Here is a 24,870-nt window from a genome sequence, read left to right as displayed (position 1 = left end):
TTCGCCCGTGTTCGCGGGCAAGCCCGCTCCCACACGGATCGCGCCAGCTTTTAGAAATTGAGCAAGACAGTGGCTCCCACAACCGACAGCCAGCAGGCCCAATTCGAGATTGGAAACCAACCATGAATGTTGCCGTAGACAAACCCTCACCCGCCGAAACTGAACAGCGGCCGAGCGCTAAAACCCGTCGCCGCCTGGCAGTCATCGCCAGCGGCAGCCTGGCCGCAATCACCCTGCTGGCCTTCACCAGCTACTGGTTCAGCACCGGCCGCTATCTGGAAACCACCGACGATGCCTATGTCCGCGCCGACTGGGTGGCCCTGAGCCCACGCGTGGCGGGTTACGTAGCCGAGGTCGAGGTGGCTGACGACCAGCCGGTGAAAGCCGGCGATGTGCTGGTGCGCCTGCAAAACCGCGACTACCGCGCCCGCCTCGACCAGGCCCGGGCTGGTGTGACCGAGGCACAGGCGGCACTGGCCGCCGCCCAGGCCAGCCAACAGGTAGCGACCGAGCGCATCGACCAGCAACAGCAAGCCATCCTGCAGGCCGAGGCCGTCGTGCGCAGCGCCACCGCCGAACAGCGTCGCAGTGAACTGGATGTCCAACGCTACCGTGGCCTGGTGCGTGACGACGCAGCGACCGTGCAGCGCCTGGAAACTGCCAGTGCCCATGCCAGCCAGGCACAAGCCGCGCTGCAAGGTGCCCAGGCCGCGCTGCGCCAGCAACGCTCACAACTGGCCATGGCCAAGGCCCGGTCAGCCCAGGCCGAGGCCGAACTGCAACAACGGGCAGCGGCCCTGGCACGCGCCCAGGCCCACCAGCAGCTCGCCGAGCAGGACGAACAGGACACCGTGATCCGCGCGCCGATCACTGGCGTGGTCGGCCAGCGCCGCGTGCGCACCGGCCAGTACGTGGTGCCGGGCCAGCCGCTGCTGGCTGTGGTGCCCCTGCAGCAAGCCTATGTGGTGGCCAACTACAAGGAAACCCAACTGGCCCGCATGCGCCCCGGGCAACCGGTAGAAATACGTGTCGACAGCTTCGCCAGCCAGCCACTGCATGGCCATGTGGCCAGTTTTTCGCCAGCCTCGGGCAATGTCTTCGCCTTGCTGCCGTCGGACAACGCCACCGGCAACTTCACCAAGATCGTCCAGCGTTTCCCGGTGCGCATTCTGCTCGACAAACCGCTGGATGGCCCGCAGGTACTGCCCGGCATGTCGGTGGTCAGTACAGTCGACACACGCCCCGCAGAGGTTGCCGATGCGCACTGAGCAAACGGTCTCGCTGCGTGCCTGGGTAGCGGTGCTTGGCGGCCTGTTCGGCTGCTTCATGGCGGGCATGAACGTGCATGTCACCAGCGCCGCACTGCCGGAAATCCGCGGCTCGCTGGGTGCCAGCTTCGAGGAAGGCTCATGGATCTCCACCGCCTACCTGGTGGCGGAAATCGTGATGATTCCGCTGACGGCCTGGTTGGTGGACGTGTTCTCGCTGCGCCGGGTCATGTGGACCGGCTCGCTCATCTTTCTGATCGCCTCGGTGGCCTGCTCATGGGCGCCCAACCTGGAGGCGATGATTGTAATCCGGGTGATCCAGGGGGCTGCGGGCGCGGTGCTGATTCCCCTGTCGTTCCAGCTGATCATCACCGAACTGCCGGCCAGCAAGATGGCCATGGGCATGGCACTGTTCAGCCTGGCCAACAGCGTGGCGCAGGCCGCTGGGCCGTCGATTGGCGGCTGGCTGACCGATGCCTATTCGTGGCGCTGGATCTTCTATCTGCAACTTTTCCCCGGCATTGCGCTGCTGTTGGCCATCGCCTGGTCGATCGAGGCCAAGCCGATGAAGCTCGAACTGTTACGCAAAGGTGATTGGCTGGGTATCGCGGCCATGGTGATCGGCCTGGGCGGCTTGCAGATCGTGCTGGAAGAAGGCGGCCGGCTGGACTGGTTCGGCTCGCCGCTCATCGTCGGCATGAGCGTGGTCGCCGCCATTGCGTTGGTGGTGTTCGTGGTGACCCAGCTGTTCGGCCAGCGCGCGTTCATCAACCTGCGCTTGCTGGGGCACTACAACTTCGGCGTTGCCAGCGTGGCGATGTTCATCTTTGGCGCTGCCACGTTCGGCCTGGTGTTCCTGGTGCCCAACTACCTCTCGCAGTTGCAGGGGTTCAGCGCGCACGACGTGGGCGTGGCGCTGATCGCCTATGGCGTGGTGCAGTTGCTGCTGGCGCCGTTGATGCCCCGGCTGATGGGCTGGACCAGTGCCAAGTTCATGGTCGCCAGCGGCTTTTTGATCATGGCGCTGGGCTGCTGGCTGGGGGCTAGCCTGAGCGCCGACAGTGCCGACAACGTGATCATCCCGTCCACGGTGGTGCGTGGTATTGGCCAGCCTTTCATCATGGTTGCGTTATCGGTGCTGGCGGTGGCCGGGCTGGACAAGCGTGAAGCCGGCTCAGCCTCGGCGGTGTTCTCGATGTTGCGCAACCTGGGTGGCGCCATCGGCACGGCCGGGTTGACGCAACTCGTGGCGACCCGTGAACGCTTTCACAGTGAGCGCATTCACGAGCAGGTGACGCTGTTCGAGCCAAGCGTGCAGGCGCGCATCAACCAGACGGTGCAAAGCTGGCTGCCGCATCAGCAGCAAATGCTGGAAGCGTTGGCGGCGACCATTCGGCGAGAGGCTTACCTGATGGCCTACAGTGATGCGTTCTACCTGGCGTGCCTGGCATTGGTCGGGTGTGCCCTGGCAGCGCTGCTGCTCCGGGCCAGGCAGCAGCATTGACCTCTGTGGGCGGCCGGAGCGTTCGGCATTCGGCCGCTGTTACACTGTCAACCGATGAAACTGGCGAGCCCGAGCAAAGGTATGAACCCAACGCGCTACTCCACCGTGGCAAAGGACTTGATGCAAGCGATTGCCAGCGGCCGCTACCCGGTGGGCAGCCTGCTGCCGACCGAGTTCGAGCTGTGCGACCTTTACAATGTGAGCCGGCACACGGTGCGTGCCGCTATCGACCAGTTGCTCACCCAAGGGCTGGTGTCGCGGCGCAAGCGCGTGGGCACCCGGGTGGAGGCCAGCAGCCCACGCGGCGGCTATTCGCAGTCGTTGGCCAGCGTGGCTGAGCTGGCGCACCTGGCAGACACCCAGCAGCGGGAAATCCAGGGCGTGCGCCACTTTGTCGCCGACCTGAGCGAGGCGGCGAGGCTGGGGCTGGTGCCGGGGGAGCATTACTTCTGCGTGTCGAGCATCCGCGTCGACCGGCAGCACGATGGCGCGCCGCTGTGCTGGACCGACGTGTATGCACAGCGCGACTACACCGCGGTCATCGAGCTGGCCCGCGAGCACCCTGACCAGCTGATTGCCGGCTTGATCGAACAGCACTATGGCCGGGCAATCGCAGTGGTCGACCAGCAGGTGCGCGCGGTGTTGCTGACAGCGGAAATGGCCCAGGTGCTGAAGGCCGAGGCGGGCTCGCCGGGGCTGAAGATCATCCGCCACTACCGCGAGGAAAATGGTGATTTGATGGCGGTTTCCGAGACCGTGCACCCGGATGACCGCTTTACCTTGGTCACCCAGATGCGCCGCGACCGCTCCCCCGCCTGAACCCGCTCGTACAGGGATGGTGCAACTTTCAGCCAATGAACAGACCGTTGCCCCTAAAGCGCCCCCAGTTGCCTTTCAGCTTCGACCAACTGCCTCGCCCGCGCCGTGCTCACCCGGTGATCGCGTGCCAGCCAGGCGTAGATCGTCGGTAGCACGAACAAAGTGAACAAGGTCCCCACCAGCATCCCGCACACAATCACTACCCCCAACCCGAAACGGCTGTTGGCGCCGGCGCCGCTGGCGAACAGCAGTGGCAGCACGCCAAACGTCATCGCCGCCGTGGTCATCAGCACTGGCCGCAAGCGTATTTGCGCCGCGCGAACAATGGCGGCGGCACGATCGAGGTTGTCGCGCACCTGGATCTCGTTGGCGAACGCCACCATCAGGATGCCATGCTTGCTGATCAGGCCGATCAGCGTCACCAGGCCAATCTGCGTGTAGATGTTCAGCGTGGCCCAGCCCAGCGCCAGCGGCAGCAGCGCACCGCAGATCGACAGCGGCACGGTCACCAGAATGATCAGGGGGTCGACCAGGCTTTCGTACTGCGCCGCCAGCACCAGGTAGATCACCACCAGGGCGGCGAGAAATGCCCACATCAAGGCAAAGCCCTCCTGCACATACTGGCGCGATTCCGATTGCCAGTCGTGGCTGAAGCCCGGTGGCAGCTCGGCGGTGAGCTGTTCCAGAAATGCCACGGCGTTGCCCATCGATACACCCGGGGCCGGGATCGCCTGCAGGGTACTGGCGTTCTGCTGATCGAACTGCAACAGGCGGTTGGGTGCCACTTCGATATCCAGGCGCACCAACGTGGCCAGCGGCACCAGGCTGCCATCCTCGGCGCGCACATACTGGCGGCTCAGCGCCGCAGGCGTCAGGCGTTGGTCCTGGATACTCTGCGGGATCACGTCATAAGAACGCCCGAACAGGGCGAAGCGGTTGAGGTACTGCTCGCCCACCAGTACGCCCAGCGACTCACCAATGGCCTGCATGCTGATGCCCAGGCTCGCCGCCTTGGCCCGGTCCACGCGTACCTTGACCACCGGGTTGTTGTAGTCGAGGTCGCTGTCCACCACGGCGAACAGGCCGCTGTCGCGGGCGCGTTGCTTGAGCACTTCCATGGTCTGGAACAGCTCGGGGTAATCCTGGGCGCTGCGCAGCACCATCTGCACCGGCAGGCCACCGCTGGAGCCCGGCAGCGACGCGACCTGGAAGGCGAAGATGCTGCTGCCCTCGATATCCGCAACGGCCTGCTGCAACTGCGCCTGCACCTGTGCGGCGGAACGCTCGCGCGCCTGCCAGGCGCTGAGGTTGATGCCACCGAAACTGGCGGCCGGGCCGTCGGTGCCGTTGATGATCCAGGTGTCGGTGGTTTCGGCAATGGACTTCATCACCTGGTCGAGCTTCAGCGCAAAGCGTTCTGCGTATTCGAGGCTGGCATGCTGCGGCGACTTGATGGCGGTCAGCACCGCCGCCTGGTCCTCGGGCGGCGCCAGCTCGCGCTGTGGCAGCAGGTACAGCCAGGGCAGGCTCAGACACACCAGCAACGCCACGCCGCCACTGATCCAGCGGTGTGCCAGTGTGTAGGCCAGCACCCGTCCATAGGCCCCGCTCAGCGTACCAAACAACCGATCGGCGATAGCGGCCATTGCGCCATGCTGCCGACCGGGTTGCAGCAACAGCGAGCTCATCACCGGCGACAAGGTCAGCGCCACAATGCCGGACACGATCACCGCCCCCGCCAGGGTCAAGGCAAACTCACGGAACAGCGTGCCGGTCAGTCCGCCCATCAAGCCAATGGGCGCATACACCGCCGCCAGGGTCAGGGTCATGGCGATCACCGGCCCGGCAATTTCCCGCGCCCCGGTCAATGCTGCCGCGACCGGCGACTTGCCCTCCTCGATATGCCGGTGCACGTTTTCCACCACCACAATGGCATCGTCCACCACCAGGCCGATGGCCAGCACCATCGCCAGCAAGGTCAGCAGGTTGAGGCTGAAACCGAACATCAACATCAGGCCCGCGGCCCCCAGCATCGACAGCGGAATGGCCACCACCGCGATCAGCACGCTGCGCAGCGAACCCAGGCACAGCCAGATCACCAACACCACGATCAGCATCGCCTCCACCAAGGTGCGCAGCACTTCATGGATCGACGCATCGATGAAGCGTGCGGTTTCATAGGCCAGCGCCACGTTCACGCCAGGCGGCAAGGTCTGCTGGATCTGTGGCAGCAGTTGGCGAATACCCTCGACGATCACCAGAGGGTTGCCGCTGGGCGTAGGGAACAGCCCCAGGTGCACGGCAGGTTTGCCGTCCATGGTGGCGCTGGTCTGCGTGGCCGCCGCACTCAGCTCGACAGTGCCGATATCGCGCAGGCGCACCAGGTCGGTGCCATCGTTGCGGATGATCAGCTCACGGAAGTCTTCGACCCGGGTCAGGTCGGTGTCCACCTGGATATCGGCCAGCACGTACTGCCCGCGCACCTGGCCCGGCGTTGCCTGGTAGTTGTTGGCACGTACCGCCTGCGCCACGTCCGCCGCCGTCACCCCGCGCCCGGCCATCTGTTCACTGTCCAGCCACAGGCGCATGGCCAGGCGCTGCCCGCCGAACGACTGCACCTTGGCCACGCCGTCGATACCGGAGAACTGCGGTTCCACCACCCGCGACAGGTAATCGCTCAGTTCCGGTATCGACAGGCTGTCGCTGGCAAACCCCACATAGGCCACGGCAGTGGAGTCGCCTGCCGACAGCTCCACCACCGGGTCGTAGGCTTTTTCCGGCAGGCGATAGCGCACCTGGTTGACCTTGGCCATGGTTTCGGCCAGCGCCTGGGTCGAATCGCGGTTGAGCACCATGCGCAAGGTGATCAGGCTGCGCCCCTGCTGCGACGACGAGGACAGGTAGTCGATGCCCTCGACCGACGACACCGCCTGGGTGATCGGCTGCGTCACGAAACCCTGCATCAACTCGGCGGAGGCACCGGGGTACTCGGTGCTGATGGTAATGGTCGAGCTTTCCAGCAACGGGTACTGGCGGATCGGCAACTTGCCCATGGCAAACAGCCCCATCAGGATGATCAGGCTGCTGACCACCAGCGCCAGCACCGGGCGGCGCACGAAGACGTCGGTAAACCTCACGACTGCCGCCCTCCCTGGCTGGCCTGCAGGCTGTCCTGCGCCACTGGCTCGACCGGCATGCCATCACTCAGTTTCAGCTGGCCGGAAACCACCACACGGTCACCGGGCGTCAGGCCGGAGGTGATTTCCACCCGCCCCTGCCAGCGCTCACCGGTGGTTACCTGCACCCGGCTCACCCGGGTGCCATGCTGCGGGTCCTGGGTCGCGACAAACACCGTCTGCCCGTAGGCGGTGTAGGTGATCGCGGTTTCCGGCACGGCCAGCACGGTCGACGGCTGCGCGGCATCCAGCCGCACGCCGGCGTACATACCCGGCTGCAACTGCCCTTGCGGGTTCGGCAAGGCCGCCTGTACCTGCACAAGGCGTGCTTTGCTGACCACCGGGTCGACCGCCACCACCCGCGCCTGGAAGTCTTGCCCACGCACCGCGTCCACCGTCAGTGCCAGCACTTGCCCGGCGTGCACTTCGGGGGCGGCCTGCTCGCCCAAGGCGAAGTTCACATGCAACTGGCTGATGTCGGCCAGGCTGACGATGGTCTCGCCAGCGCCCAGGTACTGGCCCTGATGCACACGGCGGATGCCGAGCTTGCCGGCAAACGGTGCGCGAATGGCCTTCTGCGCGATCAGCGCCTCGACATGCTGCAGCTCACCACGGGCCACGTCCACGGCAGTGGCGGCGTTGTCCAGCAGCTCTTGCGACACGGCATTCATCGCGCGCAGTTTGCGGCTGCGCTGCAGCACCACGTCAGCGTTACGCAACCTGGCCTGCAACTGCACGCGCAGGGCCTGCTCGGGCGCGTCGTTGAGCTGCACCAGCAACTGCCCGGCTGCTACTGTCTGACCCGATTCGAAGGCGATGCGGGTAATACGCCCTGCCATCTCGGCCGCCACCTGCACCTGGTTGACCGCCTCCAACTCCCCCGAAGCAAAGCGCTGCCGCGCCAGTTGTACCTGCTCGGCCGTGGCAAGCGCCACCTTGGTCGCCGGCCACACCGCCGCAGCGGGCGGCGCCGAGCCGCTTCCCACCAGCGCATAGGCAGCGGCCAGCGCACCGGCAACAGCGCCGGCCCAGGCCAGTAACGTCCGTTTGTTCATGCACAGCTCCGATCACAGGGAAAGCGGTTGCAGGGAAGATCGGGCAGGACTATAAGAGCTCAACTTTACTTGAGGTCAACAGGCATGGCAGCGGACAACACACGGATGCTCACAGTGGGTGAAGTGGCCAAGCGCAGCGGCGTGGCGGTATCTGCGCTGCACTTCTACGAAACCAAGGGGCTGATCGCCAGCGTCCGCACGGCAGGCAACCAGCGCCGCTATCCCTCGCTGGTGCTGCGTACCCTGGCGATCATCAAGGTAGCCCAGCGCACGGGAATTCCGCTTGAGGAAATCAAACAGGCCTTCAGCCGTTATGCCCCCAACAGCAAGCTCACAGCAGCACAATGGAGCGAGATGTCCACGGCCTGGCGCGAAGACCTGAATGCCCGCATTCGCACACTGGAAGCACTGCGCGACAGCCTCGACAACTGCATTGGCTGCGGTTGCCTGTCGCTGGAGGACTGCCCGCTGCGCAACCCCGAGGATGTGCTGGGCAAGGAAGGGACCGGGGCGCGGATCCTCGAAAAGAAGGCGCGCTAACCTCGCGCGCTCATGCCAGGTGCGACTCTATGCCGGCGCGCATGACCTGCAGGTGACAAACAGTCGCTTTGAACCATTGCGACGATTCACCGCCCTAACCCTGTGCTGTTAACCCAAAGCCGCTCACAGGAAGGAACTAAGCCATCATGAAACGCGAACAGATCGAAGGTGTAGCAGAAGACCTGGCTGGCAAGGCGCAAAGCGCCGTAGGTCGCCTGGTCGAAGACCCGGCGCTGGAAGCCGAAGGCGATGCGCGTCAGGCCGCAGGCCAGGTGACCAAGACCTACGGCGACACCCTGGACACGGTGTCCTCGTTCGTCAAGGAAAAGCCCTTCGCCGCACTGGCCATCACCGCCGCCGTCACACTGGTGGTCTCTCGCCTCCTGCGCCGCTGAACCACGGCGCCTCAGGCGGTTCAGGGCCGGATATCTTGTCCGGCCTGCGCCATCACCAGATGGCGATATCGTAGGTCAGGTAAAGGCGATTGCTGTCTCGGCCGCGGGCGAAATCTGATCGATACACGTAGTTTCGCAGCTTTACGCCCAGCCCTTTCAGCGGCCCGCCCTGCACCACGTAGGCAATCTCGGCGTCACGCTCCCATTCTTTGATGCCCTCGCTACCTGAACGGCCATTGTCGCCACTCAGGTAGCGCGTCATGAAGGTCAGCCCCGGTACCCCGGCGGCAGCGAAGTTGTAGGCATAGCTGGCCATCCAGGTCTTCTCTTCTTCCTCGATGAACTTGCCGATGCCGACGTTGCTGAACGAATAGACCGTTGCCCCACTGATATACGGCAGCCCCGCTTCACCGTCGAGCACCTGGTAACCTGCGCCGACGGTATGCCCGGAGTGGGCGTACGACAGTTGGCCGCTGAACATGTCGTTGTCGATGCCACCGCCATACGCCGTACCGCTGTCGCGGCTTTTGAAGTAACGCAGGTCGGTGGTCAGCACACCGCCGCCCAGCGGCAGATCGTGCACCAGCCCGGCGAAGTCCTGGCGGTAGAAATGCTCGAGCTCGCCATGGAAATAACTCAGGCGCAGTTGCTTGCTGACGGCGTAGTCAGCACCGGCGAAGCTGAAGTCGCCAGACGCTGGGCCGCCATACCCGTCCAGGTACAACCCGGTGCTATCGGATGAGTCGCGCTGTTTGAAGCGATCCAGGTGGCCGGCGGTAAGGGTGAGGTTGTCGATGTCGGTGCTGGTCAGCTGGGTTCCCTGGTAAGTCTGCGGCAGCAGGCGTGCATCGTTGTACACCAGTACCGGCGTCTTGGGCAGCAAGGTGCCATGCTTGACCACGGTGCTGCCCAGGCGGGCCTTGGCCGTGATACCGGCGCTGGCGAATTCGTCGGCCGCGCGGCCATCGTCATGCACTGGCAGCAACCCGGTGCCGCTGCGCCCACGGCCGGAGTCGAGCTTGAAGCCGACCAGGCCCAAGGCGTCGAGACCCAGGCCGAGGGTGCCTTGGGTGAACCCGGACTGGTAATCGAGCAGAAAGCCTTGAGCCCATTCCACCCGCTCGCTTTTGGCAGTGGCGGCGGCGCGGGCGCTCATACCCTGCTCGTCACGGAAATTCTCGTTGAAGTACACGTTGCGCAACTGCAGCTTGAGCTTGCTGTCTTCGATGAAACCGGCGGCACCGGCCACAGGCAGCCAGCCGCACAGCAGGCCACAAGTGGCCCCACGGAAAAGAAATCGGGACATGATGGTTACTCTGTTGTTGTTCTTGGGTGAGTCAGCGGGGCGCCGAGCGGCGCCCTGGGTGCTTCAAACCATGAAGGACAAGGCGCCCGTCAGCAGTGCCAGCGCAGTGATCACCAGAGAAGTGAGCACGGCCCACTTGAAGGTGGCTTTCTGGAAATCACCGATATCGCGGTCGACCATGCCCACCAGCAGCAGGGTCGAGGCCACCAGCGGGCTCATCAGGTGAACCGGCTGGCCAAGCACCGAGGCGCGGGCGATTTCCACCGGGTCGATGCCGTACGCGGCCGCGGCATTGGCCAGGATCGGCACAACGCCGAAGTAGTACGCGTCGTTGGACAGCACGAAGGTCAGCGGCATGCTGGTCAGCGCCACCACCAGCGGGAACCAGTGGCTCCACGCTTCCGGAATCCAGTCCACCAGCGTCTGGGCCAATGCATCGACCATCTTGGTACCCGAGAAAATACCGGCAAAGATGCCCGCGGCGAACACCAGCAGCACCACGGTCATGGCGTTGCCCGAATGGGCGAGAATGCGCTCTTTCTGCAGGTCCAGCTGCGGGTAGTTGATCATCAGTGCGGCGACGAAACCGATCATGAACAGGATGGCCGCGTGCATCAGCCCCAGCACCAGCGCGGTCATCACGGCGATCACCAGCACCAGGTTCACATAGGCAAGGCGCGGGCGCTTGTGCGGATTGTCGCCGAGGATTTCCTTGATGTAGCAGTTGCCGCCACCGGACTCCAGGGCAATATTGCCGATACGCCGGCGCTCGGCACGGCCCAGCAGGTAGGCGGTGAACACGACCCATGCCGCCCCACCGATGACGGTGGGCAACATCGGAATGAAGTATTCGGTCGCATCCAGGCCGAGCGCTGCAATGGCACGGGTGGCGGGACCACCCCACGGGCTCATGCCGCTCATGATGCTCAATGACAGCATCGATACGGTCGCCAGGATCATCGGGTTCATGCCGATGCGCTTGTACAGCGGCAGCATGGCGGCGCAGGTAATCATGTAGGTCGTGGTGCCGTCACCGTCCAGCGCCACCAGCAGCGATAGCAAGGCGGTGCCGATGGCGATCTTTATCGGGTCGCCATTCACCCGCTTGAGAATCTTGCGGATCAGCGGGTCGAACAGGCCGGCGTCGATCATCAGGCCGAAAAACAGGATGGCGAACAGCAGCAGCGCGGCAGACGGTGCGACCATTTTCAGCCCATCGAGCATCATCTTGCCCAGGTCTGGCGCGAAACCGCCAACAAGGGCGAAAACAATCGGCACGATGGTCAGCGCGACGATCGGGGACAGGCGTTTACTCATGATCAGGTAGGTGAAGGTCACCACCATGATCAGGCCCAGAAGTGCGAGCATGGTTTGTTCTCTTGTTTTTATTGTCTACGTGGCCACCTGCAGCGCAGACGGCCCCCTGACCCCCACCCGGCAACGCCTGGTGGGGGCCTGCAAAAAGCTTGAGGGTGTCGAGGCTCAGCCGTGGCGGTGTGGTTCGGCGACCCAGCCGGCTGTTTCAGCGACGGGGCTGACCACCGGCTCGCCATTCAGGCGGCTGTGCAGCGTCTGGCGGTCACAGGCGTTTTCCGACAGCGAAACTACCACCGTAGCCACTGCGTTGCTGGCAAGACTCGTCAGCGCACGGGCTTCCGACATGAAGCGGTCGACCCCGATCAACAGGGCCAGGCCGGCCAGGGGAATGTCGTGGATCACGGTAAGGGTCGAGGCCAAGGCCACGAAACCGCTGCCGGTGACACCTGCCGCACCCTTGGAGGACAGCAGCATGATCGCCAGCATAGTGACCACCTGGCCCAGGCTCAGGTCGATGTTGCAAGCCTGCGCGATGAACACGGCTGCCAACGACAGATAGATGGCAGTACCGTCCAGGTTGAACGAGTAGCCAGTGGGCAGCACCAGGCCAACTACGCCTTTCTTGCACCCAAGCTTCTCGAGTTTCTCGAGCATGCGCGGCAGCACCGGCTCGGTTGAGGAAGTACCCAGCACCACGAGGAACTCTTCGCGGAAATAGCGCAGCAACTTCCACAGGCTGAAGCCATGGGCGCGGCAGATGCCACCGAGCACCACCAGCACGAAGAAGGCGCAGGCGATGTACAACGTCCCCACCAGCTTGGCCAGCGCACCAAGGGACGTAATCCCGTACTGGCCCACGGTGAATGCCAGTGCGCCGAAAGCGCCGACCGGGGCAAAGCGCATCAGGTAGCCGAAGATGCGAAACACCATGGTCGAGGCCGACTCCAGCACGTCCAGTACCGGCTTGCCCTTTTCGCCCATCGACGAGAGGGCGAAACCGCTGAGTACGGCGATGAACAGGACCGGCAAGACCTCACCCTTGTTGAAGGCACCGATGAAGGTGTCCGGGATGATGTGCATGAAGAAGTCCACCACGCTCAGCTTGGCAGCCGACGCGGTGTACTGGCTCAGGCCCGCCGTGCTCAAGGTGGCAGGATCGATGTTCATGCCGGCACCTGGCTTGAACAGATAGACCGCCGCCAGTCCGATCACCAGGCTGACCACCGTCAGACCCAGGAACAGCAGCAGGGTCTTGCTCATCAAGCGGCCCAGGGAACGCTTGTCGGTCATGCCGGCGATGCCGGTGACGATGGTGCAGAACACCACCGGCGCGATCATCATCTTGATCAGCTTGATGAACGCATCACCCAGCGGCTTGAGGGCCACGGCCTGTTGCGCCCAGAAGTGTCCGACCACCACGCCCAGCAGGACGGCGCAGAGAATCTGGAAATACAGCGATTTGGCGAGTCTCATGGCATCACCCATTGTTGAAATTGTGCGGATGCGCTTGTTACGAATGTGCAGGTCTGGATCGGTGCCTGGAACTACCCGGCCAACCTGCGGAATGTAGGGGCGTAGACGAACCCTGAGAAGAGCCGCCGGGCGGTTCGCACCACCGAAGCCTGGATGGTCTGGCCATCGGCACCGCTGCGCGTCAGCGCAACATCGATGCCGCCACTTGGGTGCTCCAGGCGGACCTCGGCCAGTTGCTGCGCGCCTTCGCCCAACAGGTCGGCAATCACGGTGCCAGGGCTGACGCAGGCAGTCGCCAGCCCCACGGCTCCAGTGATCGCCAAGGCACGATGGCAGTTGTGTGGCATGAAATAGCGAACCTGCAGCGTGCCGTCGTAGCGCGGCTTGGACACCAGCACTGGCTTGGGGATGACCATGCCACTGACATCGCCCAGGCCCATGGCCTTTCCGGCCTTCAGCCGCAACGCTTCCAGGCGTTCGAGCAGCGCGCTGTTGGCGTCTAGCTGAGCAGGGGTTTCCGAGCCGCTGACCCCCAGCTGGCTGGCCTCTACCACCATCATCGGCATGGCCATGTCGATGCAGGTCACCGGCACGCCATCAATCACGTCCTGGGCCTTGCCCGTGGGGAACAGCTTGCCGGTCTTGCTGCCGACCGCGTCGAGGAAGGTCAGGTGCACCGGGGCGGCAGTGCCCGGTACCCCATCGATCGCCGTGCGGCCTTCGTAGCGCACGATACCGCCGGGCGTTTCGACCAGCGAATTGACGAAGGTGCCGGTGTTGAGGTTGCGAATGCGCACCAAGGTCTTGCCTTCCTGGCCTTTTACCAACCCCTGTTCGATGGCGAACGGCCCAACCGCACACAGCATGTTGCCGCAGTTGGGGGCGGTATCGACCCGGCGCTGTGCGACCATGACCTGCACGAACAGGTAGTCGACGTCGGCGTCGGCGTGCAGTGACGGGCTGATGATCGCCACCTTGCTGGTCTGCGGGCTGCCGCCACCGATGCCGTCGATTTCCAGCTCATGGCCAGAGCCCATGAGGTTGATCAGCAACTCGTCGCGCTCGACCACATTGGCAGGCAGGTCCCAGGCGTGGAAGAACGGCCCTTTGGAGGTACCGCCGCGCATGAGTACGCAAGGAATTCGTTGCATGATTTCGCACTCTTGTTGATCAATGGACATCATTGATGCTGTGAGCAAAAGAGTGACAGGGATGGATAAATCAATCCAATGCAAATATCGTAGCTATTATTGCGATTCAAACATCAATATAGCGCCAGGCCAGTCGAAGGTTTCTTATGGAATATGAGCTGCAAGACATCAGATCTTTCGTGAAAATCGCCGAACTTGGCAGTTTTCATGAGGCCGCCGAAGCGCTTCACCTGTCCCAACCGGCCCTGAGCCGGCGGATCAAGAAACTGGAGGAAGGCCTGGGCACCTCGCTACTGGAACGCACCACTCGCCGGGTCAGCCTGACCAGCGTGGGCCGCGACTTCCTGCCCAAGGCCAGGCGCCTGCTGGATGATTTTGAAGACTCGATCCTCAGCATCCGCGAACTGGCCGAGCGCCAGACCGGTCAGGTTACCCTCGCCTGCATCCCTACCGCAGCGTTCTACTTCCTGCCGTCGGTGATTCGCGATTACAACGAGCAATACCCGAAAATCCGCATTCGCCTGCTGGACCTTAGCGCCAACGACGGGCTCGAAGCCGTACTGCGCGGCGAGGCCGACTTCGGCATCAACATGATGAGCGGCCAGCACCCGGACATCGAGTTTGTCTCGCTGGTGCAGGAGCACTTTGTACTGGCCTGCCGGCGTGACCACCCACTGGCGAATCGCGCCTCCGTTACCTGGACAGAGCTGGCTGATTACCGCCTGATCGGCGTCGGCCGCCTGAGTGGCAACCGCATGCTGCTGGACCATGCGTTGTCCGGGCTCAACCTGCGGCCCAAGTGGTTCTACGAAGTGCAACACCTGTCCACGTCACTGGGCATGGTCGAGGCCGGGCTGGGTGTGTCGGCCATGCCCAGCCTGGCCATGCCCAATGCCGACCACCCCACGCTGGTGAGCGTGCCGTTGATCGAGCCGCAAGTCACCCGCACGCTAGGGCTGGTGTACCGGCGCGGCGCATCGCTGTCGCCGGCTGCGGAGAAATTCGTTTCGATCCTGCTGCAGAAATGGCCAAATCGCTGAGGGAAGCGGCGCACCTGGCTTAGTCGTTCTTGCCCAGCATGTACCGGTCAAAATGCTCGACATGCTCATCGAGGTTGTCCTCGAGCATCATCCGGTACTGATCACAGAAGTACTTCAGAATCTCTTCCCGTGCCGCACCCAGCTCCGCGCCGCTCTTGAAGCTGCGGGCGCTCATCCAGGCGCTGAAGCGCGCGGCACCGAAGGTCAGCGAGGCGCTTACCTTGCCCAGGTCCTCGAACTTTTCGATCTGCTGGTTCGCCAGTTCGATGTGCGCATCGGCGCGATCGTAAAAGGCCTGGTCGGTAGCTTGGGTCATTGGGGTTCACCTTGTTGCGCAATGCGAGCGGGAGGCCAAGCCTTGCATGTCGCGGCGCATACGTGCAAGGCTGAAAAAGGATCACCCATGACGAAAAGGAAGCAAAGCACCTCATGCCTGGAATCACACGTATCCATCGCTATTTGCGCCCACTGCCTGCGAAACCGACTGCAGCCAGTGGGCGTGACCTCAAGGCCAAACGCGCCACCCGCCTCGCCTCAACGGTTGCCAACCTCCTCTGCACGCCCCGCTCCGCCCCGCCTTACCTCTGCGTCACTCCTGAGCGTCCCCCTGTCGAACGTGTGCCCCCGACCTGACTGCCTCCTCTGCAGCTCACACACCGTACTCGCCTGTTGTAGGCGGAGTGCCTGACGCAACGACAAGGGGCAACAGCCAATGCTTTTCTTTCACGGTAAACAGATTTTCAGCGCCATCTTCGATATGGATGGCACCCTCTTCGACACCGAGCGCCTGCGCTTCAAGACACTCAAGCAAGCTTCTCTGGAAATCTTCGGCAAAGCGCTGAGCGAGCAGACCCTGATTGGCTCGCTGGGCCTGAGCGCAAAGAAGGCCGAAGCCCTCGCCAAGGCGCATAACGGCGAAGACTTCCCGTACGCACAAATCCGCCAACGCGCGGATGAACTTGAACTGGAGTATGTGCGCAATCACGGCGTACCGATCAAGGCCGGCCTGCTGGAGGTGCTGGAGCGCCTGCGCAAGTCGGGCCTGACCATGGCGGTGGCCACCTCCAGCCGCCGTGCCATCGCCGAGGAATACCTGATCAACGCCAACGTGCTGAAGTACTTCGACATCACCGTTTGTGGCGATGAAGTCAGCCAAGGCAAACCCCACCCCGAGATTTTCCTGAAAGCCGCCCGCGCGCTCAATTGCGAGCCAGGCCAGTGCTTCATGGTCGAGGACTCGGAAAACGGCATGCTGTCAGCGATGCGCGCCGAAGGGCAGGCGATCCTGATCGAGGACATCAAGCCGCCTGCGCCGGAAATCAAGGCAGGCGCGCTCAAAGCCTACCGCAGCATGCATGAATTTCTCGCCGACCTGAGCGAGTGCGTACCCGACCTGGGTATGCCTGCATTGAGCGAGCCGTTCCCGGCCTCGATGAACCAGTTCAGCGTGGGCATTCATGGTTTCGGCGCCATCGGCGGCGGTTACCTGACGCAGGTATTTTCCCATTGGGACGGCTACACCCGACCGCGTGAAATCATTGCCGCAACCCGCTCGCGCATGCTGCGCGAAAGCGTCAGCGCCTTCGGCCGCTACAGCGTGCGCTACGGTGCCACGTCGTTCGACCAGACCATCGACAACGTGCGCATGATCGACATGGATGACGACGACGCCGTCATCGGCATGTACACCACTGCCGAAATCATCGGCCTGAGCCTGCCCGAGCAGGCCATCAGAAGCCAGGCCAAAGTGATCGCCCAAGGCCTGCTGCAACGCTTCGAGCGCCGAGGCCGGGAGCTGACCCTGCTGATCGTGCTGAACAAGGTTGGCGGTGCGGCGTTCGTGCGGCGTCATGTGCAAGCCGAGCTGTCGCTACTGTGCCCGCCTGCGATCAGCGAGCAGGTTTTGCAGAAGACCCATTTCGCCGAAACGGTGGTCAGCCGCATCGTGTCCAAACTGGGCAATGACGCGCTGGTACGGCAGCTGCGCATCAAGTCGCAGATGTTCCAGAACAGCCTGGAAGACGAGCCCGCAAGCACACGCAAACCTTCAACGCCGCTACCAGAGTACGAACGGCTGATCGGCCACTTCAGGCCCTTTGCACAGCCCAGCAGCGCCATGAGCCAACTGCATCTGGTGCTGTTCAACAGCGAAGCTGACATGCCGCTTTACGCCGAACGCGGCAGCGATCTGCTCGAACGCCTGCGCCAGGTGAAGACAGTGCCAGACATCGCCCAGATCCAGATCATCAAGAACCGCCTGTGGAACGGCCCGCATGCCATCGTGGCCTGGTACGCCAGCCTGCTGGGCCATGCCTGGGTCGGCCAGGGCATGGGCGATGCGCGGGTGAGTGAACTGGCCGAGCGCCTGATTCGCCAGGAGGTCGCGCCCGCACTGGTGGCCGAATACCCACAGATGGCCGAGGTGGTCAGCCGCTTTGCCGAGGCATTTCTCGAGCGCTGCAAAACCTCGTTCAAAGACCCCTGCGCCCGGGTAGGCCGCGACCCCTTGCGCAAGCTGCAACGCAACGAACGCATCCTCAGCAGCATCGACCTGGCCCGCAAGCACGGTATTGCAACCCCGGCCCTGGCGTTTGGCGCCGGGCTCGCCATTCACCATGCGCTGAACTGCAGCAACAGCAAGGACCTGGAAAGCCAGGCAATCAGGCAGGTTTACCGCGATAACCAGGCAAGCGTCGAAGCCGTGCTCACCCATGCCAAAAAACCGTTCCCCGGCTTGTGCCCCGTCAAGGAAGCGGAACTGATCGCTGCCATCCGTGAAGGCTTCCGCCAATTGCCACAGCCGGCTTCGCGCCACGCGGTTGCTGTAGGCTCATAACCAGCCCTGGCCGGGACACTGTGGGCGCGGGTTGCGCCTGCGTCCCGGTCAGCGCCATGGGCTGGCCCTGGGTACGGGCCTAAAGCACCTCGAACAAGCCCGCTGCGCCCATGCCGCCGCCCACGCACATCGTCACGACCACGTACTTCACCTGACGACGCTTGCCCTCCAGCAGCGCATGGCCGACCATCCGCGCGCCGCTCATGCCATAGGGGTGGCCGATAGCAATGGCGCCGCCGTTGACGTTCAGTTTCGCCGGGTCGATCTGCAACTGCTGGGCGCAATACAGCACCTGGCAGGCAAACGCCTCGTTCAGCTCCCATAGCCCGATATCGTCTACCGTCAGGCCCTGCTGGCGCAGTAGCCTGGGCACCGCCAATACCGGGCCGATGCCCATTTCCTCGGGGGCCAGGCCAGCCACGGCGATACCGCGGTAAAGCCCCAGGGCCGCGATGCCCGAGCGCGCCGCCAGCGCACCCTCCATCAGCACGCAGGCACTGGCGCCATCGGACAGCTGACTGGCATTGCCGGCCGTGACACAACCGCCTTCGACCACGGGCTTGAGCCCCTGCAGATCGGCCAGGGTCGTCGCCGGCCGGTTCCCTTCGTCCTGGGTCAAGCGCACCTCTTCATGGCTGACGACACCTGTCAGCTTGTCAACCACCTTCTTGCGTGCGATCACCGGCACGATTTCAGCGGCGAACAGCCCTGCCGCCTGCGCCGCCGCCGTGCGCTGCTGAGACTGCAGGGCGTAGACATCCTGTGCTTCGCGGCTTATGCCATAACGCCGGGCCACCCGTTCGGCCGTTTGCAGCATCGGCATGTAGGCGTGCTCGCTCATGCGCAACACTGCGGGGTCATAAGCCTCACTGGCCAGCTGGTTGTGCACCTGCTGCACCAGGCTGATCTGCTCCTGGCCTGCGCCAATGGTCACCTGCATGCCATCAACCATGATCTGCTTCGCCGCCGTGGCAATGGCCATCAGGCCTGAAGCGCACTGGCGGTCGACGGTTTGTCCGCTGACCGATTGGGGCAGGCCGGCGGCCAGCGCCGACAGCCGACCCGGGTTGATCGCCGCAGTGCCGCTCTGCATGGCAGTCCCCAGCACCAGGTCATCGACCTGCGCCGGTTCGATACCGGCCCGCTCTACCGCGGCGCGGATAGCGACAGCCGTCATGCTGGGGGTTTTCAGGTCGTTGAAGGCACCACGCATGGCTTTGCCGATAGGTGTGCGAGCAGTGGCGACGATCACGGCGTCTTTCATGATGGATCTTCCTCAGGGGATTGGGGCTGCAGTTCGCTCAACACGCGCCGCAGGCATTCAGGTACCGGCACCGGACGCCGCCCTTCGCGGTCGACGAATACATGGACGAAGCGGCCGGTGGCGCAGGCCAATGGCTGACCGGCAAGGAACACGGCCAACTGATAGTGCACCGAGGTGTTGCCCAACCGGCCCACCGCAAGGCCCACTTCGATGTCATGCGGGAAGGCCACCGGCGCCTGGTAGTCGCAGGCGGAGCTGACCACCAGCGCGATCACCCTCCCCTGGTCGATATCCAATCCGCCCTCCCGCAGCAGCAGGCGGTTCACGGCGCTGTCGAAAAAGCTGTAATAGACCACATTGTTCACATGGCCATAGACATCGTTGTCCTGCCACCGGGTGGTTATAGGCGTGAAGTGCCGATAGTGTTCACGTTGCCGGAGGTAGCTCATCAGTAGGCCGCCTCGTAGATGGCCAGCGCATCGGCCTGGGTGACTTCACGCGGGTTATTGACCAAAAGGCGCTGCTGTTGCATCGCGTCCTCGGCCAGCTGGCCAAGCCGATGACGCGGTACATCGGCGTCGCGCAGGCGGTCAGGTAACCCGCAGCGGCTGCTCAGCGCGGCCAGCTCGGCCACGAATTGTTCTGCCTGCTGGCGCTGATCACCGGGCTGCAAACGGGCCCCCAACAGCGGCACGGCCAATTCGGCGTAGTCCACTGCCGCCACCGGCAGGTTGAAGCGCAGCACATGCGGCAGCACCAGCGCGTTGGCCAGGCCATGGGGAACATGAAAGTGCCCACCCAGCGGATAGGCCAGGGCATGCACCGCCGCCACCGGTGCATTGGCAAAGGCCTGGCCGGCCAGGCAAGCCCCCAGCAGCATGGCCTGGCGGGCCTGCAGGTTGCCGCCATTGTGCACAGCCTGGTCAAGGTTATCCGCCAGCAGCCGCAGCGCCTCACGGGCCAGCAGGCTGGATAGCGGGTTACGTTTGAGGCGGCTGGTATAGGCTTCGATGGCATGCACCATGGCGTCGATACCGGTAGCAGCAGTCACCGCCGATGGCAGGCCGAGGGTGCAGACGGCGTCGAGCACTGCCAGGTCTGGCAACAGCAGCGGCGAAACAATGCCCATCTTGGTGGTGGCACCGGTGGTGACGATGGCGATCGGCGTCACCTCCGAACCGGTACCTGCCGTGGTGGGCACCTGGATCAACGGCAGCCGGCGGCCCTTGGCCCTGTCGATGCCGTACAGCTCGGCGATGGGCTGCGAACAGTCGCGGTGGGCCAGCAGCGCAACCAGCTTGGCCACATCCATCGAGCTGCCGCCGCCGAACCCCACCACCAGATCGGCGCCGATATGCCGGGCGCGCTGGGCGGCCGCCAGCACGCATGCCTCGCTGGGGTCGGCCGTAACCTCACTGAAGATCGCCACACCGACCTTGGCTGCCGTGAACCCCGGCAGCAGGTCATCGAGCATGCCAAGGCGGGCGATACCCGGGTCACTGACGATCAATACACGCTTGGCACCGCGCTCACGGCACAGACCTGCAAGGCGCTGCACCGCGCCGGGTTCGCAGAGGATCTGCGCAGTGGTGGCAAAGCTGAAAGGCTGCATCGCACTCTCCTTGTTCGTGTGGTTTGCCGTGCGCTAGAACGCGAAATCGCTCGCCGGTAGCGCCATCAGGCAATCCGCGCCACCCAGCAGGGCCTCGCGGTGAGCAGTGGCGCGGGGCAGGATCCGCCGCCAGTAGAACGTTGCGGCGTCAAGCTTGGCCCTGTAGAAGGCTGTTTCCGCGCTGCCGGCGGCAAGCGTTGCCTGAGCGCGCACAGCCGCTTGCAACCACATCGCCGCCAACAGCACGTAGGCCGAGTAGGCAAGGAAATCAACCGACACTGCCCCTGACTCCTGAGGGTCACGTTCACAGGCCTCGACCACGTGGGCGGACAAGGCGCGCCACTCCTCCAAACGTTGCCCCACGGCCGTCGCCATGGCCTGCAGGCCGCCGAGCGCATTGGCAGCCCTGACGTGCAGCGCCATTTCGTCGATCAGCAGATTGAGCTCGGCCCCGCCGTCCCCCAGGACCTTGCGGCGTATCAGGTCAAGGGCCTGTATGCCGTTGGTGCCTTCATAAAGCTGGGTGATGCGGCTATCGCGCATCAACTGCTCCATGCCCCACTCGCGGATGTAGCCGTGACCGCCATACACCTGCACCCCAAGACTGGCGACTTCCTGACCGACGTCGGTGAAGAACGCCTTGACGATAGGGATCAGCAACGCCGCCCGCCGAGCTGCGGCCTGGCGCGCCGGTGCACTTTTCGCAGCATGCTCCAGGTCCAGTTGCCGAGCGGTGTAGATGCCCAGCATGCGACAGCCCTCGGTAAGGGTCTTCTGGGTCAGCAGCATGCGCCGCACGTCTGGATGGACGATGATCGGATCGGCAGGCTTTTCCGCTGCCACCGGCCCGGCAAGCGAGCGCGACTGCAGACGCTCCCGGGCATAGGCCAGCCCTCCCTGAAAAGCGGCCTCGGCAATACCAAGCCCCTGCAGGCCGACCTGGAAGCGGGCATCGTTCATCATGGTGAACATGCAGGCCAGGCCCTGGTTGGCCTCCCCCACCAGCCAGCCCTGGGCACCGTCGAAGTTCATCACGCAGGTCGATGCCCCCTTGATGCCCATCTTGTGCTCCAGCGCCCCGCAGCCCAGCGCATTGCGCTCGCCACCGGGCAACAGCTTGGGCACCAGGAACAGGCTGATGCCCCTGACACCGGCCGGCGCATCAGGCAGGCGCGCGAGTACCAGATGAACGATGTTGTCGGTCAGGTCCTGCTCGCCACCACTGATGAATATCTTGCTGCCGGTAATGCGATAGCTGCCGTCCGCTTCCGGCTGGGCGCGGGTACGCAGCAACGCCAGGTCGGTGCCGGCCTGCGGCTCGGTCAGGCACATGGTGCCGGCCCACTCGCCACTGACCATCCGGCTCAGGTAGGCCTGCTTGAGTGGCTCGCTGCCATGGCGATGCAACGCCAGGACCGCGCCCTCGGTCAGGCCGGAGTAGATGCGGAACGACAACGACGCTGCCATCAGCATTTCATGGAAGCTGGCCGATGCCATCTGCGGCAAACCCTGGCCACCGTAGGCCTGCGGCCCGGTCATACTGGCCCAGCCATGTTCGACGTATTGCCGATAGGCGTCCCGCATGCCGTCCGGGGTGGTGACCTCGCCGCCCACCCACTGGCAGCCCTGTTCGTCACTGTTGCGATTGAGTGGTGCGATGATTTGGCCAGTGAAGCGTGCGGCCTCCTCAAGGATGCCGTCGAGGGTGTCGCGGTCCAGTTCGATACCGAGTTGCTGGCAATGTCCGCTCAGGTCGAACAGTTCATGCAGCACGAAACGCATGTCGCGAAGGGGCGCCTGGTAGTTCATGCCTGAACCTCCCCGCGCGGTTCGAAACGCTTGCCACCGGCCACGAGTGAGTAGAGCAGCCCTGCCGGGCGCCAATGCTCGCCAAGCACGCCCTGCAGGTATTCCAGCCGGGCCAGGATAAACGGCGCCCCCTGCTCGTCAGCCCAGCGCATGGGCCCGCCAGTGGCAGCCGGGAAGCCATAGCCGTGGAGCCAGACCCGGTCGATGTCGCTGCTGCTGGCGGCGATACCTTCCTGGAGAACCTTCGCCCCTTCGTTGACCAGTGCCAGCAGGCACCGTTCGAGGATTTCCTCGGCACTGATGCCCCGACGTCGGTAGCCAAGGTTCTGAGACACCTGCAGCACCAACGCGTCGACCTGCGGGTCATGCTCGGCCTGCCGGCTGCCGGGGGCATAGCGGTAATAGCCCTGCCCGGTCTTCTGCCCAAGGCGGCCGAGCTCGCACAGTGCATTATCGACCTGCACCAGCGGGTCGTGCATGCCTTGCCCGGCCAACTGCCGGGCGCGCCACTCCAGGTCGATGCCCACCACGTCGTACATGCGGAACGGCCCCATGGCGAAGCCGAACTGCTGCAGTACCGCATCCACCTGATGTGGCAACGCCCCTTCAAGCAGCAACTTGCGCGCTTCGCCCACATAGCTGCGCAACATGCGATTGCCAATGAAACCAGGGCAGTTGCCTGCCACTATCGCCACCTTGCCCATGCGCTCGCCCAGCGCTTTGGCGGCATCGAGCACCTTCTGATCGGTGTGCGTCCCACGCACGATTTCGAGCAGCTTCATGACATGCGCAGGGCTGAAGAAGTGCAGCCCCAGGACCAGGGACGGCCGCTGGGTGACGGCGGCAATCGCATCGATGTCCAGCGCCGAGGTGTTGCTGGCCAGGATCGCACGTGGCTTGAGGTGTGCATCCAGTGCACGGAAGATTTCCTGCTTGAGCGCCAGGTTTTCATACACCGCTTCAATCACCAGGTCGGCCTCCGCCAACGCCGGATAGCCGTCCACTGCCTGCACACGCGCCAGGCAAGCGTCGGCCTGGGCCGGGGTGATGCGCTGCTTGTCCACCTGCTGGGCCCAGGCCTGGCTGACCATGCCCAGCCCGGCTTCGAGCGCTGCCGCGTTGCAGTCCAGCCACAGCACCGACAGCCCGGCGTTGGCCAGGCTGATGACGATGCCGCGGCCCATGGTGCCTGCACCTATCACAGCCACCTGATTGATCGGGAAGGGAGTATTCACGCGCAACGCTCCTGCTTTCTTGTAGGTATGAGGACTGTGATCACCCTAAGCAGGCCGAAGGTATTTTTGAAATTTCCATTTCGTATGCCATATATTTTCAGCATGAATATTTCGAACTTCGACCTGAACCTGCTGCGCGTCTTCGACATGTTGCTGCGTGAACAGAACGTATCGCGGGCAGCCGAGCGTCTGGCCCTCACCCAGCCGACCGTGAGCAATGCCCTGGCGCGCCTGCGTGACCAGCTGGGCGACCCGCTGCTGGTCCGCGTGGGCCGGCGCATGCGCCCGACGCCACGGGCCTTGGCACTGGAGGGGCCAATACGTGCGGCGTTACAGCAGATCGAGCAGACGTTGGGCACCGGCGATGGCTTCGAGCCTCAGCGCAGCCATCGCCAGTTGCGCATCGCCCTCACCGATTTCGTCGAACAGCTGTGCATGCCGCCACTCCTGGCGCGGCTGGAGCTACTGGCACCCAACGTGCGCATCGACGTGGTGCACCTGGCCCCCAACCTGCCGGCCGAGGCGCTGGACCGGGGCGACCTCGACCTGGTACTGGGCCGTTTCGACGAGGTGCCGGCGCGCTTCACCCGCCACCCCTGGCGCCGTGAAACCCTGCAGATCGCGCTGCGCCAGCAGCACCCGCACCTGGTGCCGGGCCAGGCACTGGACCTCGACGCGTTCCTGGGCTTGCGGCACATCTGGGTGCACGGCGGCCAGACCCGGGGCATGGTCGACCAGTGGCTGGCCGAGCAAGGCCTGACCCGGCAAATCGCCTATACCACGCCCAACTACCTGCAGGCCGCCCATCTGGCCGCAGCCACCGACATGTGTGTGGTGCTGCCGCGGCAACTGGCGCAGCAGTTTGCGCACCTGCTGCCATTGGCGGTGTACGAACTGCCATTTGCCCTGGAGCCTTTCGAATTGGAAGTGGTGCACCTGAGCCACCGTCAGCACGACCCCGCCCTGGCCTGGCTGGTCGAACAGATCCTCACGCTCCCCCCCGCCTGAAGCCATCAGGAAACGCGATAGCGGCCATGCCGCTCTGGTATTGGCTGGTGCGCAAGCCCCTC

20 protein-coding genes are annotated in these 24,870 nt (G+C 64.1%); 8 read left to right on the top strand and 12 right to left on the bottom strand.

Features of this window, described 5'->3' with window-relative positions; genetic code table 11:
- Window positions 1-122: 122 nt before the first annotated feature.
- The 3 genes from C4Q27_RS20325 to C4Q27_RS20315 all read left to right on the top strand — a co-directional run bounded on the left by C4Q27_RS20325 (window position 123) and on the right by C4Q27_RS20315 (window position 3,591).
- The gene (locus C4Q27_RS20325; RefSeq protein WP_104887278.1) at window positions 123-1,268 is read left to right on the top strand and encodes an HlyD family secretion protein; all 1,146 of its coding nucleotides are present in this window, start codon (window positions 123-125) and stop codon (window positions 1,266-1,268) included.
- On the top strand, window positions 1,258-2,772 hold the full coding sequence (locus C4Q27_RS20320) for a DHA2 family efflux MFS transporter permease subunit (protein ID WP_014591831.1): 1,515 nt from the start codon (window positions 1,258-1,260) through the stop codon (window positions 2,770-2,772). Before C4Q27_RS20325 ends, C4Q27_RS20320 begins: the two co-directional genes overlap by 11 nt.
- An 81-nt stretch (window positions 2,773-2,853) precedes the next feature.
- Window positions 2,854-3,591, top strand: a complete 738-nt coding sequence (locus tag C4Q27_RS20315) for a GntR family transcriptional regulator (protein WP_104887277.1) — start codon at window positions 2,854-2,856, stop codon at window positions 3,589-3,591.
- Between the two features lie 53 nt (window positions 3,592-3,644).
- Here C4Q27_RS20315 and C4Q27_RS20310 read toward each other — a convergent pair whose 3' ends face one another.
- Together C4Q27_RS20310 and C4Q27_RS20305 are read right to left on the bottom strand one after the other, a co-directional pair.
- Window positions 3,645-6,728: a MexW/MexI family multidrug efflux RND transporter permease subunit gene (locus C4Q27_RS20310; RefSeq protein ID WP_104887276.1), complete on the bottom strand. Its 3,084-nt coding sequence runs from the start codon at window positions 6,726-6,728 to the stop codon at window positions 3,645-3,647.
- Window positions 6,725-7,822, bottom strand: coding sequence for an efflux RND transporter periplasmic adaptor subunit (locus C4Q27_RS20305; RefSeq protein WP_104887275.1), 1,098 nt, complete (start codon window positions 7,820-7,822; stop codon window positions 6,725-6,727). The genes C4Q27_RS20310 and C4Q27_RS20305 overlap by 4 nt, the downstream gene beginning before the upstream one ends.
- Window positions 7,823-7,906: 84 nt before the next feature.
- Between C4Q27_RS20305 and soxR the strand changes: the two genes are divergently transcribed.
- Together soxR and C4Q27_RS20295 are read left to right on the top strand one after the other, a co-directional pair.
- Window positions 7,907-8,362: a redox-sensitive transcriptional activator SoxR gene (soxR, locus tag C4Q27_RS20300; RefSeq protein WP_003247276.1), complete on the top strand. Its 456-nt coding sequence runs from the start codon at window positions 7,907-7,909 to the stop codon at window positions 8,360-8,362.
- Window positions 8,363-8,508: 146 nt separating this feature from the next.
- Window positions 8,509-8,757, top strand: coding sequence for a CsbD family protein (locus C4Q27_RS20295; protein ID WP_003247275.1), 249 nt, complete (start codon window positions 8,509-8,511; stop codon window positions 8,755-8,757).
- 52 nt (window positions 8,758-8,809) lie between these two features.
- On the opposite strand, the gene C4Q27_RS20290 is transcribed toward C4Q27_RS20295, so the two are convergent.
- From C4Q27_RS20290 to C4Q27_RS20275, 4 genes are all read right to left on the bottom strand, one after another.
- Window positions 8,810-10,063: an OprD family porin gene (locus tag C4Q27_RS20290; protein ID WP_020193320.1), complete on the bottom strand. Its 1,254-nt coding sequence runs from the start codon at window positions 10,061-10,063 to the stop codon at window positions 8,810-8,812.
- A 63-nt stretch (window positions 10,064-10,126) separates the two neighbouring features.
- Complete coding sequence (locus C4Q27_RS20285; RefSeq protein ID WP_104887274.1) at window positions 10,127-11,431, bottom strand: CitMHS family transporter; 1,305 nt, start codon at window positions 11,429-11,431, stop codon at window positions 10,127-10,129.
- A 114-nt stretch (window positions 11,432-11,545) separates the two neighbouring features.
- Complete coding sequence (locus C4Q27_RS20280) at window positions 11,546-12,853, bottom strand: dicarboxylate/amino acid:cation symporter (protein ID WP_104887876.1); 1,308 nt, start codon at window positions 12,851-12,853, stop codon at window positions 11,546-11,548.
- 71 nt (window positions 12,854-12,924) lie between these two features.
- Window positions 12,925-14,004, bottom strand: coding sequence for a 4-oxalomesaconate tautomerase (locus C4Q27_RS20275; protein WP_020191614.1), 1,080 nt, complete (start codon window positions 14,002-14,004; stop codon window positions 12,925-12,927).
- 146 nt (window positions 14,005-14,150) lie between these two features.
- On the opposite strand from C4Q27_RS20275, the gene C4Q27_RS20270 reads away from it, so the two are divergent.
- A complete protein-coding gene (locus C4Q27_RS20270) occupies window positions 14,151-15,044 on the top strand; it encodes a LysR family transcriptional regulator (RefSeq protein ID WP_003247268.1) in 894 nt (297 codons plus the stop codon).
- Window positions 15,045-15,063: 19 nt separating this feature from the next.
- On the opposite strand, the gene C4Q27_RS20265 is transcribed toward C4Q27_RS20270, so the two are convergent.
- A complete protein-coding gene (locus C4Q27_RS20265) occupies window positions 15,064-15,360 on the bottom strand; it encodes a DUF3144 domain-containing protein (protein WP_020191613.1) in 297 nt (98 codons plus the stop codon).
- 396 nt (window positions 15,361-15,756) lie between these two features.
- Between C4Q27_RS20265 and mtlD the strand changes: the two genes are divergently transcribed.
- Window positions 15,757-17,880, top strand: a complete 2,124-nt coding sequence (gene mtlD, locus C4Q27_RS20260; RefSeq protein WP_104887273.1) for a bifunctional mannitol-1-phosphate dehydrogenase/phosphatase — start codon at window positions 15,757-15,759, stop codon at window positions 17,878-17,880.
- Between the two features lie 79 nt (window positions 17,881-17,959).
- Here the strand turns inward: mtlD and C4Q27_RS20255 are convergent, their stop codons facing one another.
- Genes C4Q27_RS20255 through C4Q27_RS20235 form a run of 5 tightly spaced genes read right to left on the bottom strand, consistent with a single transcriptional unit; the run spans window position 17,960 to window position 23,800 of the window.
- On the bottom strand, window positions 17,960-19,144 hold the full coding sequence (locus C4Q27_RS20255) for an acetyl-CoA C-acyltransferase (RefSeq protein ID WP_020192319.1): 1,185 nt from the start codon (window positions 19,142-19,144) through the stop codon (window positions 17,960-17,962).
- Entirely contained in the window at window positions 19,141-19,593 is a 453-nt protein-coding gene (locus tag C4Q27_RS20250; RefSeq protein WP_104887272.1) for a thioesterase family protein, read from the bottom strand. The genes C4Q27_RS20255 and C4Q27_RS20250 overlap by 4 nt, the downstream gene beginning before the upstream one ends.
- On the bottom strand, window positions 19,593-20,756 hold the full coding sequence (locus tag C4Q27_RS20245; protein WP_020192317.1) for an iron-containing alcohol dehydrogenase: 1,164 nt from the start codon (window positions 20,754-20,756) through the stop codon (window positions 19,593-19,595). The genes C4Q27_RS20250 and C4Q27_RS20245 overlap by 1 nt, the downstream gene beginning before the upstream one ends.
- Window positions 20,757-20,789: 33 nt before the next feature.
- Complete coding sequence (locus C4Q27_RS20240; protein WP_104887271.1) at window positions 20,790-22,565, bottom strand: acyl-CoA dehydrogenase C-terminal domain-containing protein; 1,776 nt, start codon at window positions 22,563-22,565, stop codon at window positions 20,790-20,792.
- Window positions 22,562-23,800, bottom strand: coding sequence for a 3-hydroxyacyl-CoA dehydrogenase (locus C4Q27_RS20235; protein ID WP_104887270.1), 1,239 nt, complete (start codon window positions 23,798-23,800; stop codon window positions 22,562-22,564). Before C4Q27_RS20235 ends, C4Q27_RS20240 begins: the two co-directional genes overlap by 4 nt.
- An 84-nt stretch (window positions 23,801-23,884) precedes the next feature.
- On the opposite strand from C4Q27_RS20235, the gene C4Q27_RS20230 reads away from it, so the two are divergent.
- Window positions 23,885-24,808 (top strand): LysR family transcriptional regulator, encoded by a 924-nt coding sequence (locus C4Q27_RS20230; protein WP_104887269.1) that lies wholly within the window; start codon window positions 23,885-23,887, stop codon window positions 24,806-24,808.
- Window positions 24,809-24,870: the final 62 nt, after the last annotated feature.

This window comes from Pseudomonas sp. SWI36 (assembly GCF_002948105.1).
Classification (GTDB): Bacteria; Pseudomonadota; Gammaproteobacteria; order Pseudomonadales; family Pseudomonadaceae; genus Aquipseudomonas; species Aquipseudomonas alloputida.
This window is presented reverse-complemented; position numbering and strand designations above follow the sequence as displayed.